The organism is Bradyrhizobium lablabi (genome assembly GCF_900141755.1).
In the GTDB taxonomy this organism is placed as follows: Bacteria; Pseudomonadota; Alphaproteobacteria; order Rhizobiales; family Xanthobacteraceae; genus Bradyrhizobium; species Bradyrhizobium lablabi_A.
Window position 1 is genome coordinate 108,739 of sequence record NZ_LT670844.1, and the last position, 19,685, is coordinate 128,423.

The 19,685-nt window shown below is 62.0% G+C and carries 15 protein-coding genes; 5 read left to right on the forward strand and 10 right to left on the reverse strand.

What is annotated here, in order from left to right; translation table 11 throughout:
* Nucleotides 1-109: 109 nt before the first annotated feature.
* The 4 genes from B5526_RS00470 (at nt 110) to B5526_RS00485 (ending at nt 4,706) form a co-directional block, all read left to right on the forward strand.
* On the forward strand, nt 110-1,423 hold the full coding sequence (locus tag B5526_RS00470) for an NAD(P)/FAD-dependent oxidoreductase (RefSeq protein ID WP_079536045.1): 1,314 nt from the start codon (nt 110-112) through the stop codon (nt 1,421-1,423).
* Nucleotides 1,424-1,425: 2 nt separating this feature from the next.
* The gene (locus B5526_RS00475; protein ID WP_079536046.1) at nt 1,426-2,280 is read left to right on the forward strand and encodes a DUF1365 domain-containing protein; all 855 of its coding nucleotides are present in this window, start codon (nt 1,426-1,428) and stop codon (nt 2,278-2,280) included.
* Nucleotides 2,281-2,310: 30 nt separating this feature from the next.
* The gene (locus B5526_RS00480) at nt 2,311-3,540 is read left to right on the forward strand and encodes an SAM-dependent methyltransferase (protein WP_079536048.1); all 1,230 of its coding nucleotides are present in this window, start codon (nt 2,311-2,313) and stop codon (nt 3,538-3,540) included.
* Nucleotides 3,541-3,668: 128 nt separating this feature from the next.
* Nucleotides 3,669-4,706 (forward strand): cysteine synthase A, encoded by a 1,038-nt coding sequence (locus tag B5526_RS00485; RefSeq protein WP_079536049.1) that lies wholly within the window; start codon nt 3,669-3,671, stop codon nt 4,704-4,706.
* A gap of 75 nt (nt 4,707-4,781) precedes the next feature.
* On the opposite strand, the gene B5526_RS00490 is transcribed toward B5526_RS00485, so the two are convergent.
* Genes B5526_RS00490 through B5526_RS00505 form a run of 4 tightly spaced genes read right to left on the reverse strand, consistent with a single transcriptional unit; the run spans nt 4,782 to nt 9,296 of the window.
* Nucleotides 4,782-5,522 (reverse strand): amino acid ABC transporter ATP-binding protein, encoded by a 741-nt coding sequence (locus B5526_RS00490; protein WP_079544583.1) that lies wholly within the window; start codon nt 5,520-5,522, stop codon nt 4,782-4,784.
* An 11-nt stretch (nt 5,523-5,533) separates the two neighbouring features.
* Nucleotides 5,534-7,051 (reverse strand): amino acid ABC transporter permease, encoded by a 1,518-nt coding sequence (locus B5526_RS00495; protein WP_079536051.1) that lies wholly within the window; start codon nt 7,049-7,051, stop codon nt 5,534-5,536.
* Nucleotides 7,048-8,253: an amino acid ABC transporter permease gene (locus tag B5526_RS00500; protein ID WP_079536053.1), complete on the reverse strand. Its 1,206-nt coding sequence runs from the start codon at nt 8,251-8,253 to the stop codon at nt 7,048-7,050. The genes B5526_RS00495 and B5526_RS00500 overlap by 4 nt, the downstream gene beginning before the upstream one ends.
* A 26-nt stretch (nt 8,254-8,279) precedes the next feature.
* Nucleotides 8,280-9,296: an amino acid ABC transporter substrate-binding protein gene (locus B5526_RS00505; RefSeq protein ID WP_079536054.1), complete on the reverse strand. Its 1,017-nt coding sequence runs from the start codon at nt 9,294-9,296 to the stop codon at nt 8,280-8,282.
* A 332-nt stretch (nt 9,297-9,628) separates the two neighbouring features.
* On the opposite strand from B5526_RS00505, the gene metC reads away from it, so the two are divergent.
* Complete coding sequence (metC, locus tag B5526_RS00510; RefSeq protein WP_079536056.1) at nt 9,629-10,837, forward strand: cystathionine beta-lyase; 1,209 nt, start codon at nt 9,629-9,631, stop codon at nt 10,835-10,837.
* Here metC and B5526_RS00515 read toward each other — a convergent pair.
* The 6 genes from B5526_RS00515 to B5526_RS00540 all read right to left on the reverse strand — a co-directional run bounded on the left by B5526_RS00515 (nt 10,832) and on the right by B5526_RS00540 (nt 19,669).
* Nucleotides 10,832-13,654, reverse strand: a complete 2,823-nt coding sequence (locus B5526_RS00515; RefSeq protein ID WP_079536058.1) for a di-heme-cytochrome C peroxidase — start codon at nt 13,652-13,654, stop codon at nt 10,832-10,834. The two genes, metC and B5526_RS00515, sit on opposite strands and share 6 nt — an antisense overlap.
* A 244-nt stretch (nt 13,655-13,898) precedes the next feature.
* A complete protein-coding gene (locus tag B5526_RS00520) occupies nt 13,899-15,698 on the reverse strand; it encodes an adenylate/guanylate cyclase domain-containing protein (RefSeq protein ID WP_079536060.1) in 1,800 nt (599 codons plus the stop codon).
* Between the two features lie 240 nt (nt 15,699-15,938).
* Complete coding sequence (locus tag B5526_RS00525) at nt 15,939-16,268, reverse strand: lipid-A-disaccharide synthase N-terminal domain-containing protein (RefSeq protein ID WP_079536062.1); 330 nt, start codon at nt 16,266-16,268, stop codon at nt 15,939-15,941.
* Complete coding sequence (locus tag B5526_RS00530) at nt 16,265-17,023, reverse strand: glycosyltransferase family 2 protein (protein ID WP_079536063.1); 759 nt, start codon at nt 17,021-17,023, stop codon at nt 16,265-16,267. Before B5526_RS00530 ends, B5526_RS00525 begins: the two co-directional genes overlap by 4 nt.
* A 59-nt stretch (nt 17,024-17,082) precedes the next feature.
* A complete protein-coding gene (locus B5526_RS00535; protein WP_079536065.1) occupies nt 17,083-17,925 on the reverse strand; it encodes a phosphatase PAP2 family protein in 843 nt (280 codons plus the stop codon).
* Nucleotide 17,926: 1 nt separating this feature from the next.
* Nucleotides 17,927-19,669: an ArnT family glycosyltransferase gene (locus tag B5526_RS00540; RefSeq protein WP_079536067.1), complete on the reverse strand. Its 1,743-nt coding sequence runs from the start codon at nt 19,667-19,669 to the stop codon at nt 17,927-17,929.
* Nucleotides 19,670-19,685: the final 16 nt, after the last annotated feature.

Consider the following 19,685-nt stretch of genomic DNA (forward strand, 5'->3'; position numbering starts at 1 on the left):
GGGGGTTGCTCGACGATGTCCGAGCCGCCGCTTTAGCCGCTCCCCAAGCCCCGCTGAAACTTCCGCCGCAACGCACCGTATCTCGCCCATCAGCGCATGGGGGCTTGGGATGCGGGTTGCGGTCGTCGGAACGGGAATTGCCGGCAACGCCGCCGCCTGGGCCCTGTCGAAGTGTCATCCGGTCACGGTTTACGACCGCGAAATGCGGCCCGGCGGCCACAGCCACACCGTGACCGTCGACTATGACGGTACACAGCTCGCGGTCGATATCGGCTTCATCGTCTATAATGAGCTGAATTATCCCGATCTGACCGCGCTGTTCGCGCATTTGGGCGTCGAAACTGTTGAAAGCTGCATGAGCTTTGCGGTCTCGGCGGATGCCGGCCGCTTCGAATGGAAGGGCGGCGGCAACAATTGGCGCGAAACCGCGCGAGGGCTGTTCGCGCAGCCCAAAAACCTGCTGTCGCCGTCTTATTTGCGGATGCTCCAGGACATCCTGACCTTCAACCGCCAAAGCCTCGAAGATCATGCCGCGGGCGGATTGGCCGGGCTTAGCCTTGGCAAGTATTTTGCCGGGCGCAAATTCGCGCCCCGACTTTTGACCGATTATCTGGCGCCGATGGGCGCTGCGATCTGGTCGGCGCCGGCTAGCGAAATGCTCGACTTCCCGGCCGAGAATTTCGTCACGTTCTTCAACAACCATCGCCTGTTGCAATATGATCGCCCGGTCTGGCGCACCGTCAAAGGCGGCAGCCGGCGCTATGTGGAGAAGCTCACCTCGGCATTCCGCGATCGGATCCGGCTTGGTTGCGCCGTAACGTCGATCGAGCGGACGCCGCACGGCGTCGTCGTCCATGACAGTGGTGGCGGACGGGATGTTTACGATCACGCCGTGATCGCGTCCCACAGCGACCAGGCGCTCGTCATGCTGTCCGACGCCGACGATCGCGAGCGCGCCATTCTCGGCGCCATCGGCTATTCGCCGAACACGGTCTATCTGCATCGCGACACTAGATTGATGCCGAAACGCGCCCATGCCTGGGCATCGTGGAACTTCCTGCGCTGGCAGCGCGAGGACAAGGCCGCAAACGACGTTGCCGTCACCTACTGGATGAACCGGCTGCAAGGCATCGACAACGACAAGCCGCTGTTCGTCAGCCTCAACCCGCCGTTCGAGCCTCGTTCAGAGCTGACCTTCGGCAAATATATGTGCGAACATCCGCAATATAACGCCGCCACTTTCGCCGCCCAGAAGCGCCTTGGCGAAATTCAGGGGCGGCGTCGTACCTGGTTCTGCGGCGCCTGGACCGGATATGGTTTTCATGAGGACGGATTGCGGTCGGGATTAGCCGTTGCCGAGGCCCTGGGCGCGGGGGTGCCGTGGCGCGAACCGCCGCCCGAACTGGCGCAAGCCGCGGAGTAGCGATGCCGGATCAAATCGCCAACGCCGACACGGATCGCGATACGGCTGACGGCGCGGCCGCGCTTTATTTTGGCGAGGTGATGCATGCGCGGCTCAAGCCGATGGGCCATCGCTTCAGCTATCGCGTCATGAGCCTGTTGATCGATCTCGACCGGCTCGGCGAGGCGGACCGGCAATCGTCTCTGTTCGGCGTGAACCGCGCGGCGCTCTACAGTTTTCACGAAGCCGATCACGGCAAGCGCGACGGATCGGCTTTACGCGCCTACGTGCAAGACTGCGCGGCCGAGCGCGGCGTCGATCTGAGCGGCGGACGGGTGTTGCTGTCGTGCTACCCTCGCCTGTTCGGTTTCACCTTCAATCCGCTGTCGGTCTATTTCTGCTACCGCGCCGACGGCGGGCTCGCCTTGATGATCTATGAGGTTCGCAACACCTTTGGCAATATCCACGCTTATGTGCTGCCCGTGCGGCCGGGCGAGCTCAGCGAGGCCGGCATAAGGCAGCAGCAGGAAAAACTGTTCTATGTGTCGCCCTTCATCGAGATGGCGACGCGTTATCATTTCCGCGTCTCGCCGCCGGGCCAACGCCTAAGACTGCGCATTCTGGAGACCGACCGCGGGGGTCCGCTGCTCGCGGCGACCTTTAGTGGCCGCCGACAGCGCCTGACCACGGCGGCGCTGTTGCGCGCGTTCTTCGCGCTGCCGCTGGTCACCCTGAAGATCGTCGCCGCCATCCATTGGGAAGCGTTGCGGCTGTGGGTTAAGGGCGCGCGTCTCGTGCCGCGCCCGCATGCCGCTGTTGCAAACCCCGCACCCGAACCGCAATACCGGCCTGGCGACCGACAAATGCGGCGATTATAATTATTCCGCTTTGACTGACGGGTCTTGCCAATGCCGAAATTGATCGCTGTAACCCCGGACAATGTTGAGACGGTACTTTCCGATTTGCCGCGTCTGGTTCGCCTGGCGCTTGGTTTCGGCTCAAAGCTCAGGCGCGGCACGCTCGACGTCACGCTGCCCGACGGCCGCACGCTGCGGCTGGGCGGCGCGGAGCCCGGCCCGTCGGCGGCGATGAAGCTTTACAATTTCGGCTTTGCATCGCGGCTTCTCAACAGCGGCGACATCGGGATTGCCGAGGCCTATCTAAGCGGCGATTGGGACACCCCGGATCTGACGCAGTTCCTCTATCTGTTTTGCGTCAACCATGACCTGATCAAGCAGATGCTCGGCGACAAGCCGCTGATGCGCTTCGTCCAAATCGTGCGGCACTGGTTCAACCGCAACACCAAGCGCCAGGCGCGGCGCAACATCTATGCCCATTACGACATCGGCAACGCGTTCTATTCGGCATGGCTCGATCCGAGCATGACCTATTCCTCGGCCCTGTTCGAGGATGACACGCCCGATCTGACGGCCGCGCAAAACAACAAATACCGCAGGCTTGCGGAGGCGATCGATCTGCGGCCCGGGCAGAAACTGCTGGAGATCGGCTGCGGCTGGGGTGGCTTTGCCGAATATGCCGCGAAAACCTTCGGCGCGAGGGTGGTCGGGCTCACCATCAGCCGGGAGCAGCGCGACTTTGCGCAAAAGCGCATCCAGAACGCCGGCCTTGGCGAAAAGGTCGAAATCCGGCTGCAGGATTATCGCGACGAGCGCGATCGCTACGATCGCATCGCCTCGATCGAGATGATCGAGGCGGTCGGCGAGCAGTTCTGGCCGAAATATTTTTCGCAATTGCGTGACCGGCTGTTGCCCGGCGGGCTTGCTGGCATCCAGGCCATCACCATCCAGGACAGCCTGTTCCAGACCTATCGCCGCGAGGTCGATTTCATCCAGCGCTACGTTTTTCCCGGCGGCATGCTGCCCTCGCCGCAAGTCTTGAAGTCGCTCGGCGAGCGGTTCGGCGTTCCCGTCATTCGCGAACGCATTTTCGGGCAAGATTATGCCAAGACGCTCGCGACTTGGCGAAATAACTTCCGCGCCGCCTGGCCGAACCTGCGACCGCTCGGCTTCGACGACCGCTTCCGGCGGCTGTGGGAATACTATCTCGCTTACTGCGAGGCCGGCTTTTTGTCCGGAAATATCGACGTCCGTCAGGTGGTGTTCGCGAAGTCGCCTTAGCTGCCCTCCCTAGCTGCACTCCTTGGCTGCACTGCGGCAAATGGCGTGAGAAACCGGCTTCCACTTTGGCCGGTCGCGCTCTAGGGTCTTAGCCCAATTGGCAATCAGACTGGCAAGATTCCGTGCCCATGAACATCAACAATGACGTCGTCGAAGCGATCGGCAACACGCCCCTCATCAGACTGAAGCGGGCGTCGGAAGAAACCGGTTGCAACATTCTCGGCAAGGCCGAGTTCATGAATCCCGGCCAGTCGGTGAAGGACCGCGCGGCGTTGTTCATCATCCGCGACGCGATCAAACGCAAGAAGCTGTGGCCGGGCGGCGCGGTGGTCGAGGGCACCGCGGGCAATACCGGCATCGGGCTCGCGCTCGTCGCCAATGCGCTCGGCTTCCGCACCGTGATCGTGATCCCGAATACGCAGAGCCAGGAAAAGAAGGACATGCTGCGGTTGTGCGGTGCGCAGCTCATCGAAGTGCCCGCCGTGCCCTACTCCAACCCGAACAATTACGTGAAGCTGTCGGGCCGCCTTGCCGAGCAGCTCGCAAAGACCGATTCCAACGGCGCGATCTGGGCCAACCAGTTCGACAATGTCGCCAACCGCGAGGCCCATATCGAGACCACCGCGCCGGAAATCTGGCGGCAGACCAACGGCAAGGTCGATGGCTTTGTTGCATCCGCTGGCTCCGGAGGAACCTTGGCCGGGGTCTCGATCGGGCTGAAGAAGATGAACCCGAACATCCGCATCGTGCTGGCCGATCCCATGGGTTCGGCGCTGTATAATTATTACAAGCACGGCGTGCTTAAATCGGAGGGCTCGTCGATCACCGAAGGCATCGGCCAGGGCCGCATCACCGCCAATCTCGAGGGCGCCACCATCGACGACGCTTACCAGATCAGCGACGAGGAAGCGGTCCGGATCGTGTTCGGGCTACTTGAGCATGAGGGACTTTGTCTCGGCGGCTCCAGCGGCATCAACATCGCCGGCGCTATCAGGCTCGCCAAGGAGCTCGGACCGGGCCACACTATCGTGACCATGCTGTGCGACTACGGCACGCGCTACCAGTCGAAATTGTTCAATCCGGAATTCATGCGCTCGAAAAACTTGCCCGTGCCGGAATGGCTCGAGCAGCGCAGCGCGATCAGCGTACCCTACGAGAAGGTGTGATCGTTTTAGGACGCGAATAGCGAGTAGCGAATGGAAATCTCCTATTCGCCATTCGCCACTCCCTATTCGCCCGCATCAGCGCAGAATCTGGCTGAGGAACAATTTGCTGCGCGCGTGCTGCGGGTTGGCGAAGAAATTCGCAGGCGTGTTCGACTCGATGATTTGGCCGGCATCCATGAACACGATGCGGTCGGCCACTTCCCTGGCGAATCCCATTTCATGCGTGACCACCAGCATGGTCATGCCCTCCTTGGCGAGATCGACCATGGTGTCGAGCACCTCCTTGACCATTTCGGGATCGAGCGCCGAGGTCGGCTCGTCGAACAGCATGACCTTGGGGCTCATGGTCAGCGCGCGGGCGATCGCGACGCGCTGCTGCTGGCCGCCCGACATCTGGCCCGGATATTTGCCCGCCTGATGCGGGATTTTCACCCGCTCCAGATATTTCATCGCGCTCGCTTCGGCGTCCTTTTTCGGGATATTGCGCACCCATATCGGCGCCAGCGTGCAGTTCTCCAAGACCGTCAAGTGCGGAAACAGATTGAAACTCTGGAACACCATGCCGACTTCGCGCCGGACCTCGTCGACCCGCCGCAAATTCGGTCCCAATGCGATGTTGTCGACGACGATGCGGCCTTCCTGAAATTCCTCCAGCGCATTGATGCAGCGGATCAGCGTCGATTTGCCCGAACCGGAGGGACCGCAGATCACGATGCGCTCGCCCTTTGCGACATCGAGGTTGATGTCGCGCAGCACATGAAAATCGCCGTACCATTTGTTGAGTCCGACAATGCTGACAATCGAGTTCTCGGTCATGGTCATTTTACTCAGTTGCGCCGGTGTGCGTTCAGCCGGTGCTCGACGAACAGGGAATAGCGCGACATTCCAAAACAGAAGGCGAAATAGATCATTCCGATAAAGGCAAAACCGGTGAACAGAGTGGTCGGCGTCGCCCAGACCGGATCGCTGAAGGCTGCCCGGAGCTGTCCGAGCAGATCGAACAGCGCGACGATCAAGACCAGCGAGGTGTCCTTGAACAGCGCGATGAAGCTGTTGACGAGGCCGGGAATGACGTGACGCAACGCCTGCGGCATCACGATCAGCGCCGTCGTCTTCGCCCAGGACAGGCCGAGGGCACTCGCGGCCTCGCTTTGTCCGCGCGGGATCGCCTGGAGCCCGCCGCGGATGACCTCGGCCTGGTAAGCGCCGGCGAACAGCGCGATGCCGATCAGCGCCCGCACCAGTCCGTCGACGGTGAAGCCCGCCGGCACGAACAGCGGCAGCATATAGGTCGCAAAGAACAACACGGTGATCAGGGGAACGCCGCGCCAGAACTCGATGAAGGTGATCGAGAAAATCCGGATCAGCGGGATGGTCGAGCGTCGCCCGAGCGCGAGCGCGATGCCGACCGGCATCGATGCGACGATCCCGGTGACCGACAGCACCAGCGTCACCAACAGGCCGCCCCACAGCCTTGTATCGACGATCGGCAATCCGCCATGGTCCAATCCCATCACCGCGATCACGATCGCCATGCCAGCGAAGACCGCGAGGCTGTTGGTCAGGGCACGCCAACCGGTCCGCGTGCCGCCGCCCAACCAGAACAGCAGCATCGAGACGACCGCAGCCGTCGCCGCGAAGTCAAACCACAACGGGCGGCTGGACATTTGAATCTGATCGCGCAGCCAGGTCAGCGGCGTAATCAGATACGAAAGGCCGGTGCCGAGCAGGACGCCAAGCGTTCCCATTAGCACCAGAACGGGTCCATAAATCGGGTTGGTGGCGTTGACGCCGGCGCCGCCCGCGTCGCGGATGCTGTTCGCCAAACCGGAAAGAAGTCCGGCCGTCCAGCTGATGCCGAAACCTTGCAGGCCGCCGCCATGCAGCAGGAAGAACGCGACCACCGGAAAAGCGAGAAAAAACAGCCCGGCGTTCAGCCCCTTGGCCGGCAGCCGCGGAATCAGCAGCGGCAGCAGCAGGATCACGGCGATGATGTAGGTCAGGTTGACACGCCAGCGCTCAGGCTCCGGATAAAATCCGAACATGAGCTGGCTGAACTTCGCTTGCACGAAGGGCCAGCAGGCGCCGACCGGATGTCCGGCCGTCTCGGCAAGACAGGCGTTGCGATCGCTGCCGCTCCAGACCGCGTCGACCAGCAGGAACCGTAGCGCGGGTATCACCAGGAACCACAGCAGCAGCGCGCTCACGATGGTGAGCAGGATGTTGGTCGGCGAGTTGAACAGCCGGGTGCGCAGGAAGCCGATGAAGCCCGTGGTCTTGACCGGCGCGGGACGTTCGGGAACGAGGTCCTGGCGAATGAAAGCCGATGCCGTAATGTCGCTCATCCGCCCATGCTCCGGCCGATCCGCCAACCGTAAAAGCTCATGATCGCGCTCGTCACCAGCGAGATCAGGAGATAGACGCCCATGGTGATGCCGATGATCTCGATTGCCTGCCCGGTCTGGCTCAGCGTGGTTCCGGCAAATACCGACACCAGATCGGGATAGCCGATCGCCACCGCCAGCGAGGAGTTCTTGGTCAGGTTGAGATATTGATTGGTCAGCGGCGGCAGGATCACCCGCATCGCCTGCGGGATCACGATCAGCCGCAACACCGAGCCCCGCTGCAGCCCGAGCGACGAACCGGCTTCCATCTGTCCCTTGTGCACCGAGAGAATGCCGGCGCGCACAATTTCAGCAATGAAGGCGGCGGTATAGGTCGACAGCGCCAATGTCAACGCCACGAATTCCGGCTTGACGGGCGAGCCGCCGGAGAAATTGAAGCCTTTGAGAACCGGCACCTCAAATGTCACGGGCGCGCCAAAGATCAGCGCGGCGACGAGCGGCAGGCCGATCACGAGGCCGAGCGCAGAGGGCCAGACCTTGATCACCTTGCCGCTCTGGAACAGTCGCCAGCGCGCGTAACGCCATAGCGCGATGGCGGCAACAATCGCGATCAGGAGCGCAATCACAAAGGGCTCGAAGCCGGGTTCCCCGATCGGCTTCGGTCTCACCAATCCGCGATTGCTGAGAAAGAAGGCGCCGAACAGCGAGATGCTTTGCCTCGGATCAGGCAGCGCGGCGAGCACCGCCAAATACCAAAACAAAATCTGAAACAGCAGCGGCAGATTGCGGATCAGTTCGACATAGCCGCCGGAGATGCGCGACAACAGCCAGTTCGGCGACAGCCGGCCCAGCGCCACCAAAAACCCGATCACGGTCGCAAAGAAAATTCCGATGACCGAGACCAACAGCGTGTTGAGCAGACCGACCAAGAACACCCGGGCATAGGTGTCGGATCCGGAATACGGAATGAGGCTCTGGCTGACGTCAAAACCCGCCGTGTTGTTCAGAAAGCCGAAGCCCGAGGTGATCCGCTGCGCCTGCAAATTGGCCCGCGCATTCGCCACGATCTCAAAGCCGATCCAGACCAAGGCTGCGACGAACAAGATCTGCAGGGCAAAACCGCCCCAGCCCGCGCGGCCGCCAAGGACACGCTTCAGCCGAAACGCAAGCTGCGGCGGAGGTGACCGGGGCTCGATGCTCATCGCCGCAGCCGCGGGCTCTCTTGGGATCAGCGGATCGGCGGCGCGTATTGGATTCCACCCTTGTTCCAGAGCTGATTGAGCCCGCGGGCGATCTGGAGTTTCGAGCCGGCGCCGACATTACGATCGAAAGCTTCGCCGTAATTGCCGACCGCCTTCACAATCCGCGACACCCAATCCTTGGTAACGCCGAGCTGTTCGCCGAGATTGCCATCGGCGCCGAACACGCGTTTGAGCTCCGGCTTGTCCGATTTCGCCATTTCATCGACGTTCTTCTGGGTAACGCCGAGTTCTTCGGCATCAACCATCGCAAACAGCGTCCACTTCACGAGATCGAACCATTGATCGTCGCCATGACGCACCATCGGACCCAGCGGCTCTTTCGAGATCACCTCCGGGAGCACGGCGTGATCGGCCGGATTGGCAAGCTTAAGACGTTCGGCATAGAGCTGCGACACGTCGGAGGTGAAGACATCGCAACGCCCGGATTCATAGGCCTTGACGGTCTCATCGGCGCTTGCGAACGCGATCACCTCATACTTCATGTTGTTGCTTTTGAAGTAATCGGCGAGATTCTGCTCGGTGGTGGTGCCGGTTTGCACGCAGACCGACGCGCTGTTCAGCTCCAGCGCCGAATTCACCTTCAGCGATTTTTTCACCAGAAAGCCCTGGCCATCGTAATAGGTCACCCCGGTAAAATTGGCGCCGAGCGAGGTATCGCGGGAAAGCGTCCAGGTCGTGTTGCGCGAGAGCACGTCGATCTCGCCTGACTGTAGCGCCGTGAAGCGATCCTTGGCCGACAGCGGCACGAACTTGACCTTGGTCGGATCGTTGAAGATCGCGGCCGCGATCGCCCGGCAGACGTCGACGTCGAGCCCGGTCCAGTTACCCTTGTCGTCGGGCGACGAAAAGCCCGGCAATCCCTGGCTCACGCCGCAAGACAGCATGCCCCGGTCCTGGACCGTCTTGAGCGTTTGCGCCGTTGCGGCCTCACTCGAAAGACCGGCGGCAAGAGCAAGGGTGAAAACCAGAGATACACGTTTCATGGCAAAGCCTTTCAAGGGTCGTCCGGGAACGTTTGATTGTCTTCGCACACATGCTGATGGGCCAACCCCGTAATCCACTGCTAAAACTACCAGCCCGACGGGCAGTTTGCTGGCAATCTGCTCAAGCAATGGATCGAAGGTCGCGGCAGGCCCCTCAACGTGCGGCGACGGAATAGCTCCCACCCATCACAGAACGACTGGCGGGCCGGGTCAAGGGGTTGACGGCTGTCTTCTGTGTCCTGTTATTAAGAAACGCAAGCCCGCCCCCGCCGCCGGCGGGCTCCAAAGTGGTCGCAGCGGCTGCGCTAAATGGTTTTAGGTGACGGCAGCCCATGAATTCTTCGCAAGACGACGGACGATCGAAGCCGCTTTCTCCAGAAACCACGCTGGTGACGGCGGGCCGCGACACCAAGGCGCAGAAGGGCTTCGTCAATCCGCCGGTGGTTCATGGTTCGACCGTGCTCTATCCGACCGCCGACGATCTGCATGCCCATCGTGGCGAGTTCCAGTATGGCCGCAGGGGAACCCCGACCACCAGGGCGCTGCAGGCGGCGCTGATGGCGCTCGAAGGCCCGCAATGCGCGGGCGTCGGCATCGCGCCCTCCGGGTTGGCGGCGATCTCGACCACCCTGCTCGCGGTGCTCAAATCGGGCGACCACCTCCTGGTCTGCGACAATGCCTATCGCCCGACGCGTAATTTCTGCAACGGCCTGCTCGCCCGCTACGGCGTCGAGACCAGTTTTTTCGATCCTTTGATCGGCGCCGGCATCGCCCAATTGTTCAAGCCGAACACTAGGGCGGTCGTGGTCGAGGCGCCGGGATCGCAATCCTTCGAGATGCCCGACATTCCCGCGATCGCCTCAGTCGCGCATACGCGCGACGTGCTGGTCATCGACGACAACACCTGGGCGACGCCGTTGTATCACCGCTCGCTCGAGCAAGGCGTCGATATCAGCATGCAGGCCGCGACCAAATATATCGGCGGACATTCCGACATCATGTTCGGAACCATTTCCGCCAACGCCAAGGCCTGGCCGATCATTGCCGAGACGATCCAGCTGCTGGGCGTCTGCGCCGGCCCCGATGACGTATTCCTCGCGCTGCGCGGATTGCGTACGCTTTCGGTGCGGCTGGCGCAGCATCACCGCTCCGGCCTCGAGATGGCGCGATGGCTCGCTACGCGGCCGGAAGTAATCAGGGTGTTGCACCCTGCGCTGGAAAGCGATCCCGGCCACGCGATCTGGAAACGGGATTTTTCCGGCGCCTCCGGCCTGTTCAGCATCGTCTTAAAGCCCGCGCCGCAAAAGGCGGTCGATGCATTGCTCGATGCCGTAAAGCTGTTCGGCATGGGCTATTCATGGGGCGGCTTTGAGAGCCTCGTCATTCCCTTCGACTGCGACGGCTATCGCACGGCCACCAAATGGGCGCCGGGCGGGCCAACCTTACGACTGCACATCGGGCTCGAGAGCGTCGAGGATCTCAAGGCCGATCTCGAGCGCGGCTTCGCGGCCTTCAACGCCACGCTCTCGCTCTCCTCATAGCGTCTTCAAATATTCGATCAGCTGATAGCGCTCGTCGTCGGTCAGCATCCGGCCAACCACACCTTTCTTGTAGGGCTTCTGCCCCTCGAACGAGTGCCCGAGAACGGAGTTGCCGGCAACCGGCCCGCCAGGTCCCGTCGTCGAGAACAGCGTCTCTCCGGTTTTACATCTCGGCGCATCACCGACCACACGAAAGCCGACCTGCTCCGGGTCGAAGTCGCGGGCGCCCATGCAGAATTTTGTCGGACGCTCGGCTGCCGGCGTGAGCATCCAGTAGAGCGAGGGAACCGAACCGTTGTGAAGATAGGGAGCGGTCGCCCAGACGCCGTTCAGCGGGCGCGCGCGATAATACAATTTCGGCTCGGTTCCGGCATTGTGATGATGCTCCTCCGGCCCGGGATTGGGACAATTCGATCGCGTCCCCCACAGCTTCATCGGGTCGGCAATCTTGTCCTTGTTTTCATCCATCCAGTGCTGGCTGGTACGGTCGACCGCGATCATCAAGGCAATCGAGAACGGCATTTCGGTCGACGAATAGTCCGGCACATCCTGGCATTTCCAACGCTCTCCGAGGTCGCGCTTGGGCCGCATGCCAAGGAAACCGGGAACGGAGACTTGGCGGTACGCCAGAACGCTGGCCTGAGCGTTGTCCGTTCCCATGTCGTCCACAGGCTTCTGCACCTCCTCCAGCCATCCCTTTTCGGGCTTCCATTGTTCTGAGGACCAGAAGCTCTCGTGAGGATGTTCCTTGTCGAAGACGGGATCGTTGACCGGTCCAAGGTGGCACTCGACGCACATATCGGCGTAGAGCGCGCGGCCTTTGACGACGCGCTCCGGATTGATCTTCCACAAGGGATCGCCAGGGAAGAATTCGGCAGGCCATTTCGGCGGCTGCAATCCGCCGAAGGCGGAGACATATTGGCCTGAGAGATCGGGACCGTGCAGCATCTTCTCGATGCGGACGAGATTTTCCAGCGCAACCGACGAGCGGAACAGATCCTTCTGCGAAAAGTCGGGCGAAAAATTCACCAGCGCAGAGACCCCGAGCGCCTCGCCGGCGTTACGGATCAAGGGCTGTTCGATGGAAGCGTCATATTGCGCCCATTTGAACCATGGCACGGTCCAGATCGGCGGGAAAGAGACCGGCGCATCCTGGGCATGCAGGTTCTTTTCGAATCCTGAAAGCCCACCCAATACGAAATCGGTGTAGAAAACCTGATTGCCGATGCGGTTGAGCGCGTCGAGCCGTCCGAACCCTTCCTCTGTATCCTTCTGCGGGTGTTTGCCGTCATGCGTCTTCATGCCGGCGATGGTCTTGTCGTAGAGGTTATGCTGGTCGAGCAGGAATTTGCCGATCGACGCCAGCTTTTGGTTGAGGTTGCCGCGTTCGGGCTCGTTTGCATCGGGACCGAGCACGCGCATCGCGAAGCGCGTGAAACGGCCCGGTACGTTCAACGTGTAGGCGATGGCCAGACCGGTCGCGAGTTCGAGCTTTTTCAGGTTGACCATCGCCGGGCCGCCGTCGAAGCGAATGCTGGTGTCCTTGTAGCGAATGCTTCCGGTGTGACAGGCCGCGCAGGCCAGCCCGATCTGGTCGGGTTCAGGAACCAGCGTGCCGGGATTGGTGGCGTTGGTCAGCCGCGCGAAACCGACCGGCAGGCCGTCGAAATTCTCCACCGCCGTCGGGCGCAGACCCTCAACCTGGTCCGGCGCCGGCGCCGGCGGCGGGTCGGGCGGATCCCGATAGCCGAAACGACGCAGGCTCGCCGCGTCGGCGTGGACGGTTCTTGGACTTGGCAGGAAGCCGAACCGTTCGAGATAGGCGCTGTCGCTGAGCAGGCCGGGCGAAGTGAACAAGTGAATGCCCGGCTGTTCCAGCGCCATGAACCAGTCATAGGGCACCGGGAAGGTCGCGGTGCCCTGGCTTGCATGGTGGAACCAGTGTCGATCCTCCGTGGTCCAGTTCTGGTCGAGCCAGACCGCCCTTTTCGCCGGAACGAGGGCGGGCAAGGGAGGCGGCAGTATTTGCGCGAGCGGCGGCACGATTTCGCCGGCCTGGTTGGGAAATTCGATAACCGCCAATGCCAATAGACCGACCAACACGATGAGCCCGACTACAGCTTTGGCGAGCTTGCCAGCGATGCCGCCTTGCGGCACCGGCACTGCCAGGCGCTGCACGATCCGCTCCGGAAACCGCCGCTCGACGAACAGCGTTCGGACCTCACGCACGCTGAGATAGCGCGCATCGCCCTCGCCCTTGCCCATGACATTCAGCAAAACCGGCCATTCGCCGTCCATCAACTTCCGGTCAATCGTCCGCCTGTTATCCTTGGCGCGCTCGAAATTCTCGTTCATGAAGGTCGTGATCTCCGGACTGGTCAGTCCGCGCTCCATTTTACCGGAGGGGTCCTGGGGGTCCTGCCGGTCCTTGCCGAAGCTGGCGAGCCGGGCGATCTCCGTCTCGACCACCTCGGCCTTGGCGCTGAGGATGCGGGAGCCGACGCCATGCTTGTCCAAAGGACCGTCGCGCAGTTGGTCGAGCACGGGCCCGGACCACCAGTTGCGAAACACGCGGCCGAGGCCGTTCGCGATCACGGCGACGATGCAGGTCTTTACGCCCGCCACTCTCTGCTGCCAGCCCTTTTCACCGCTCGCCGCCTCGATCGTCTGGATCAGCTTTTTGAGCGGCACGACGTGGCCATCGACGTAACCACCAGCCACCAGCCCGCGTAAAAACGGGCACGGATTATCGGGAGAAACCGCGATCTGCGAGGGTGGCGCTGTGCTCGGAACGGTACCGGTGCGGTTTTCTTGCATGGAGGTGATCCCAAAAGAATTGAATTATGAGAATGACGAAACGTAACGCGCTTCGATCCGAAGTAAATGAACGACTTGAGAAAAGCGAATTCGTCTGGGGTTTGCTACCTCAGGATGCGCCGGAGTTTTGGCGGAATTCGAGACCGTGTCAACTAAAGGTCAGCGATCAGGTGGGATTATGCAGGCTGGTCGCGCCAGCTTGCCCGCCTTTCGGGAACCCGGCGCCGTGACCTCCCAATCCCGCTCAGGAATTTGCCGTGCGCTTCGAGGCATTCTCGACGAGATTCAATTTAGTCAAGGGAACGCCCGCTTTCAAAAGCCCGTCGCGATAATGGGCGGTGTCGGCCGGATTTTTCCAGCGGAAATTCCGCAGATGCCGTTCAACGGTGAAGCCGGGGAAGCTGGTGAGCAAAACCTCGGTCGCCGCTGCTGCTTCCTCGGCCCGTCCCGATTGTGCCAGAGCAGCCGGCCGGACGCCGAGCACTTGGAGATGATTGGGATTCAAATAAAGGGCTTCACGCGCCCAGGACAGCGACGCGTCATATTGTCCGAGAAGGTAGTGGCTGAATGCGAGCACTCCGGCCCATTGGTATCGGGGGTCGCTGTTGCCGCGCTGTACCGCCATTGAAAATAATTCGATCGCCTGTCGGTGCTCGCCGATCATGAAATGACTTATTCCAAGAACACCGCGCGCGCCCATGTCATACGGATTTAATTCAACCGCCTTTTTTGCGGCATCCATTGCGATATCGAAATCTCCCTCCATGGCATGCACATAGGACAGGATCTGAAATGCGAATGCCGAACGCGGATCAAGCCGAACACTGCTTTCTGCGAGGCTCAGCAGCTCGGACCACAATTCGCGCGTGCTCCTGATCCATCCAAACTGCACGCCCTGCACCATGACGTTGGCGAGGTAGGCGCGCGCGATTGCAAGCCCGGGGTCGAGCGAAATGGCCTCCCTGAACAGGGCGATCGAGGCTTCATAATCCGCTTTGGTCGGTTGGTAATAGTGAGAAAGCCCCTTCAGGAACCGGTCCCACGCGGTCAAATTGGTGAACGATGAGCGTGTGGGGGCGGAAGCTTCCGCCCGATAGATCTCCGGCGCCAATGCCGCGGACAGATTCGTGGTGAGCTCATCCTGAACCGCGAACAGATCGCCGATGTCCCTGTCATATCGACCGGTCCATAATTGTTCGCCGTTCTCAGGAGCAATCAATTCCGCGGTGACACGAATCTTGCTGCCGGCACGCCGCACGGAACCCTGGATCAGGTAGGTCGCGTCAATCTCCCGCGCGATCAGGCGCGTGCTCAGATTCTTGCCCTTGAATGCAAAGGTCGAACTTCGGCTCAGAACCCGGTAAAAGGATTGCAGCGAAAGCGCATGGATCAGATCTTCCGTCAGACCGTCCGAAAAATATTCGTCGGTGCTGTCACTGAGATTGGCGAACGGAAGCACGCCCACGATCGCCGTCCGATATTGCGCCGGCAGGTTGGTGGTGTCCCTCTCCTCGGAGCCACGGGTATCGGTACCGACGGGCTGCCAGCTCCAGACGCTGACTGGCTCCTCGATGTTCTTGAAACGGTGAATGCCGGCGTCGACAAGGATGGCGCTGAGGTGCTTGCTGGCCTCGCCATAGGCCTTTGCCGAAACCGCAACGCCGCCGGGAGCGGCGATCGTCTCCAGCCGCGCGGCAAGGTTCACATCGTCGCCGAACACATCGTCTTCGTCGGCCATGACGTCTCCCATATGGATGCCCATACGGAATTGCATGACCCGATCCGTAGGCAGCTGGCTGTTGCGTTCCGACATCAGCGCCTGAGCTGCGATCGCGCATTCGATGGCGCCGACAACGCTCGGAAACTCCAGCATGAAACCGTCGCCGGTGTTCTTCACGATCCGGCCGCCGTGATTGAGGATGATCGGATACATCGCGCTTCGATGGGCCTTGAACGCGGCATGCGTACCCGCCTCGTCGAATCCCATCATTCGCGAGTATCCGGCGACGTCAGCGCAGACTATCGCAGCTAGGCGTCTCTCCATCCCCAGGACTCCTGAACCGGCAGGCACCACGGTACGTGGTCGGCCAGCCGAATCCAATGGCTTTTAAAACACCCGGTTAACGCCGGAAACAAGCCGGAGGTAGTGACGCCTCCGAAGCGATCGGTCTGGGTCCAAATCGGCGCGATCATGGAATACGGCCGATCCAAAGCGGATCGCGTTTCGCGATTATAAGTCGTTGTTTTGCCACGCTACATCTCGAACGGGACAGGACGAATTTGCTCAACCGTCCGCCGACGCCTGCCGTCCGTTGACAATGATGAAATACAGATTGCGGATGTAGACCAGGAGCCCGAGCGCCTGGCCCGCGATGAATACCGGGTCTTTGCGGTACAGCGCATAGACCAAGAGCAGCACGCCGCCTCCGATCGAGAAGAACCAGAACGCCACCGGGATGACGCTCTTGCGGGCACGCTCCGAGGCGATCCATTGCACCACGAAGCGCATGGTGAAAAACCCCTGCGCCACGAACCCCAGCACCACCCAGCCGTCGAATTTGATCACGAAGACATCGTGCAAATAGCTCGCGAGATTATTGAAGAGGTCGGTCATGACGTCACCTCGGTCGCGACAGGTGTCGGCTTCTTGCGGCGGATCAGCCACCAGACGCCGGCGAGATCCATGATCCCGATCCAAAGCCGATCGAAAAAACCGTAATTCGACACGCCGGAATGGCGCGGCCGATCGATGACATCGACATAGGCGATCTCGTAGCCCTCGCGGCGCATCAGTGCCGGCAGAAAGCGATGCAGCCCGTCGAAATACGGCATCATCTGGAACACCTCGCGCCGGAACGCCTTCAGGCCGCACCCGGTGTCGCGGGTGCCATCGTGCAGGATTGCGCTGCGCACGCGATTGGCGACGCGCGACTGGATTTTCTTAAATCCGGTATCTTGACGCCCTACCCTCTGGCCGGCGGCAAGCCCGGTGCGCTCGCCGCCGCGCTCGATCGCCGAAATCAGATCCGGAAGGAACGCCGGATTGTTTTGCCCGTCGCCGTCGAGCGTCGCCACGATGGCGCCGCGCGCGGCACGAACCCCGCTGCGCACCGCCGCCGACTGGCCCGCGGAAGTCGCGTGACGGATCTGGCGCAGATTGCCGCGCTCTTTCATGATGGTTGCAAGCCGTTCGGCGGTGCCGTCGGTCGAGCCGTCATTGACATAGATGATCTCATAATTCCACTTTCCGTCGAGCGCGGCGGCGATTTCCGCAATCAAGGGGCTGATGTTCTCGGCTTCGTTGCGCACGGGGACAACGATGGAAACGGCCACAGCAGCTGCGTCGGAAGATGGCAAATCAACACTCATCGTTTGAATCGGCCCACCGCCGGCGAAGCTTTCCGTCCGGCACTTGCGGCGACCGCTTCTTATGGGGCTGACGGCTCCGCGGCAACCCTTTTGAGCCGGCGGCCAACGCCCGGAATTGGCACAATTTCGCCATCGCGATGGATCGCAAAACCCAGACTGCGGGCGGCAAACCAATAGCGCACGGCCATCGCGCCGATCACGCCGATCAAGCCGCCCGCGACCACGTCGCTCGGATGATGGGCCAACAGCACCAGACGGGTCGCCACAATCAGAAGCACGTACACGATCATCACCGGCCGCGCCCGCGGCCAAACCGCCGATATCGCGAACGCGAGCGCCACGCTGGTGATGGCATGGGCCGAGGGAAAGCTGGCATGGGCTTCGGTCCCGGAGAACGGTACGAAGTTGAACGGGTTGGCCTTGCCGCCGACGAACGGCCGGCCGCGCCCGGCGATCCATTTTATCACCTCGCCGGCGAGAACCGGCGCCAGCACGGCAAAGAACAGAAACTGCAGCCGCGTGCCGAAGCTCAGCAGCCGGGATTGCAAGGTTCGCCGCAATCCCGGGGCCATCACGGCAACGACGAGCAGCATCCCCGCCAGCAAACACAGAACATAGGTCTCTTTGCCAAAATCCGTCAGGATGCGAACGATCCAGAGGCCGGCGCTGCCGCGCGGCGGCATCAGCGCGATTTCTTGGGCATCGAGCCCAACCATCAGCACGATGACGAGCGCGCCGACAATCGCCGTGATCAAAAGCGAGTGGCGCGCCAATCGTCGCGCCGCCTCGGAACGCCGCGAATGCGACGGCGGGCGCACGAGTTGAAGAGCCGAGCGCCGCACCAGGGCCAACAGGCCGGAGAGATAGTTTTGAGATCCGGCGCTGCCGATTTGCGCGGGCATTTTATTCCGTGCCCTCGGAGCGGAAGATCGCGACCGAAATCGCTCTGCCTTGGGAGATATTATAGCCGTCGATCCGGGTCGCGACGTTGTAGCGCAGCCCGATCGCTTCGGCGCGCTGGACGAAGCCGCGCTCCGAGCGCTGCTCGACGAGGGCAAAACGGCAACTGCCCTGGCCCAGAAAATCCGCAGCCCCCGATCCGTCCGTCAACAGCGTCTCGGTGGCGGTCATGAAGACGAGACTGGGCTCGTGAAAGCCCGCCGCGGCGGCCTTCGGGCCGACGCAGACGACGTTGCGCAGCGCGCGCGCGATCTCCGCGCTCGGAAATAGCGGCGTCAGCGCCGGTACCACGACGCCATAGATGGCGACCGCCAGGAACATCGCCGCGACCACCGCATTCAGCAGCGAGCGTTCGGCGCGATTGTCGTCGTACAGCCACCACGCGAACAGTCCGAAAATCAGCGCCGCCGCCACGAACGGCCACGCCAGAAACACCGGCTGGCGCGTCAGCGTGATCGCGCCGATCACGGCGATGACCGAAGCCATTGCCGGGATAACAAACCACCAGGCGGCGCCGCGCCGCAACCAGGAGCGCGACAGCACGCGCCGCTCCAGCGCGCCAACCGTGAGGATGGCGATCGCCGGATAGAGCGGCAGCACGTAATGCGGCAATTTTGTCAACACCAATTCGAACACGATCCAGGACGGAAGCAGCCACGCCAGCAAGAACTGCGCGCCGGGCTCCCGTCTCGCCCGCCACACCGCCGGCGCCGCCATCGCCGCGAGCGGCGCGCCGGGCCAGAACGTCACCCAGAACAGCAACAGATAAACCCCCGGCGGCGCGCCATGGGATTCCTGCGCGCCGAGCTTGCTCAGCATGTCGCCGCCTATCGAGTCCGCGAAAAACGCTTCACCCGCCCGCCAGAAAATCGCGACGAACCATGGCAGCACCAAAACCAGCATCCACATCAGTCCCCATAGCGGACGCAGCCGCCAAAGCCAGGTCGCGGAGCGGTCGAGGATCGCGAGTGCAACAATCGTCAGCGCGACGAACATCAGGATCAACGGCCCCTTGAGCAGCATGCCGCCGGCCAGCGCCGTCCAGAAAATCGCCGGCCACGTCCATGGCGGATGCTCGGGATCCTCGCCGCGCTGCCACGACAGATAGACCCGCGCCAGCGCGCCCATCGCCGCGACGACGGTCAAGAGCAGCATTGCGTCGGTTTTCGCAAGGCGTGCTTCGGCGCCAAGCAACACCGAGCTGCCCACGATCAGCGCGGCAAGGATCGCGCCGCGCCGTGTCACGAAGGTCAGCGCCGCCCAGTACGTCAACAGCACCGCGCCGATGGCACCAATCAGCGACGGAACGCGGTAGAGCCAGACGCGAAGCTGCGCGTGCGGCAGGCCCAGCGCGGACGCGCTTTCGACGGCCGCGGCCTGCAGCCAGTACACGCCGACCGGTTTCTTGTAGCGGACGTCATCCTGGAAGCGGATGTCGACGAAATCGCCGGTCTCGACCATCTGCTTGGTCGCCTGCGCAAAGCGCGCCTCGTCGCGGTCGATCGGCGGAATGTTGAAAAATCCGGGGAGAAACAGCAGCAAGGCGCACAGCGTCAGGAACGCCACCGCCCGAAAGTGGCTGCCGCTGACAAAATCGAGCGCGCCGACTAGCCGGCCGCCCGGATTTACCCGGTTCTTCGGCTCGCGCGGCTCTCCAAATCGGGGGCGGGCATAGGTCTCGACCATCGATTCCGCATACGCC

Coding starts and splice junctions, on each gene's coding strand:
- B5526_RS00470 (WP_079536045.1), top strand. CDS start 110: ATGCGGGTTGCGGTCGTCGGAACGGGAATTGCCGGCAACGCCGCCGCC.
- B5526_RS00475 (WP_079536046.1), top strand. CDS start 1,426: ATGCCGGATCAAATCGCCAACGCCGACACGGATCGCGATACGGCTGAC.
- B5526_RS00480 (WP_079536048.1), top strand. CDS start 2,311: ATGCCGAAATTGATCGCTGTAACCCCGGACAATGTTGAGACGGTACTT.
- B5526_RS00485 (WP_079536049.1), top strand. CDS start 3,669: ATGAACATCAACAATGACGTCGTCGAAGCGATCGGCAACACGCCCCTC.
- B5526_RS00490 (WP_079544583.1), bottom strand. CDS start 5,522: ATGACCGAGAACTCGATTGTCAGCATTGTCGGACTCAACAAATGGTAC.
- B5526_RS00495 (WP_079536051.1), bottom strand. CDS start 7,051: ATGAGCGACATTACGGCATCGGCTTTCATTCGCCAGGACCTCGTTCCC.
- B5526_RS00500 (WP_079536053.1), bottom strand. CDS start 8,253: ATGAGCATCGAGCCCCGGTCACCTCCGCCGCAGCTTGCGTTTCGGCTG.
- B5526_RS00505 (WP_079536054.1), bottom strand. CDS start 9,296: ATGAAACGTGTATCTCTGGTTTTCACCCTTGCTCTTGCCGCCGGTCTT.
- metC (WP_079536056.1), top strand. CDS start 9,629: ATGAATTCTTCGCAAGACGACGGACGATCGAAGCCGCTTTCTCCAGAA.
- B5526_RS00515 (WP_079536058.1), bottom strand. CDS start 13,654: ATGCAAGAAAACCGCACCGGTACCGTTCCGAGCACAGCGCCACCCTCG.
- B5526_RS00520 (WP_079536060.1), bottom strand. CDS start 15,698: ATGGAGAGACGCCTAGCTGCGATAGTCTGCGCTGACGTCGCCGGATAC.
- B5526_RS00525 (WP_079536062.1), bottom strand. CDS start 16,268: ATGACCGACCTCTTCAATAATCTCGCGAGCTATTTGCACGATGTCTTC.
- B5526_RS00530 (WP_079536063.1), bottom strand. CDS start 17,023: ATGAGTGTTGATTTGCCATCTTCCGACGCAGCTGCTGTGGCCGTTTCC.
- B5526_RS00535 (WP_079536065.1), bottom strand. CDS start 17,925: ATGCCCGCGCAAATCGGCAGCGCCGGATCTCAAAACTATCTCTCCGGC.
- B5526_RS00540 (WP_079536067.1), bottom strand. CDS start 19,669: ATGGTCGAGACCTATGCCCGCCCCCGATTTGGAGAGCCGCGCGAGCCG.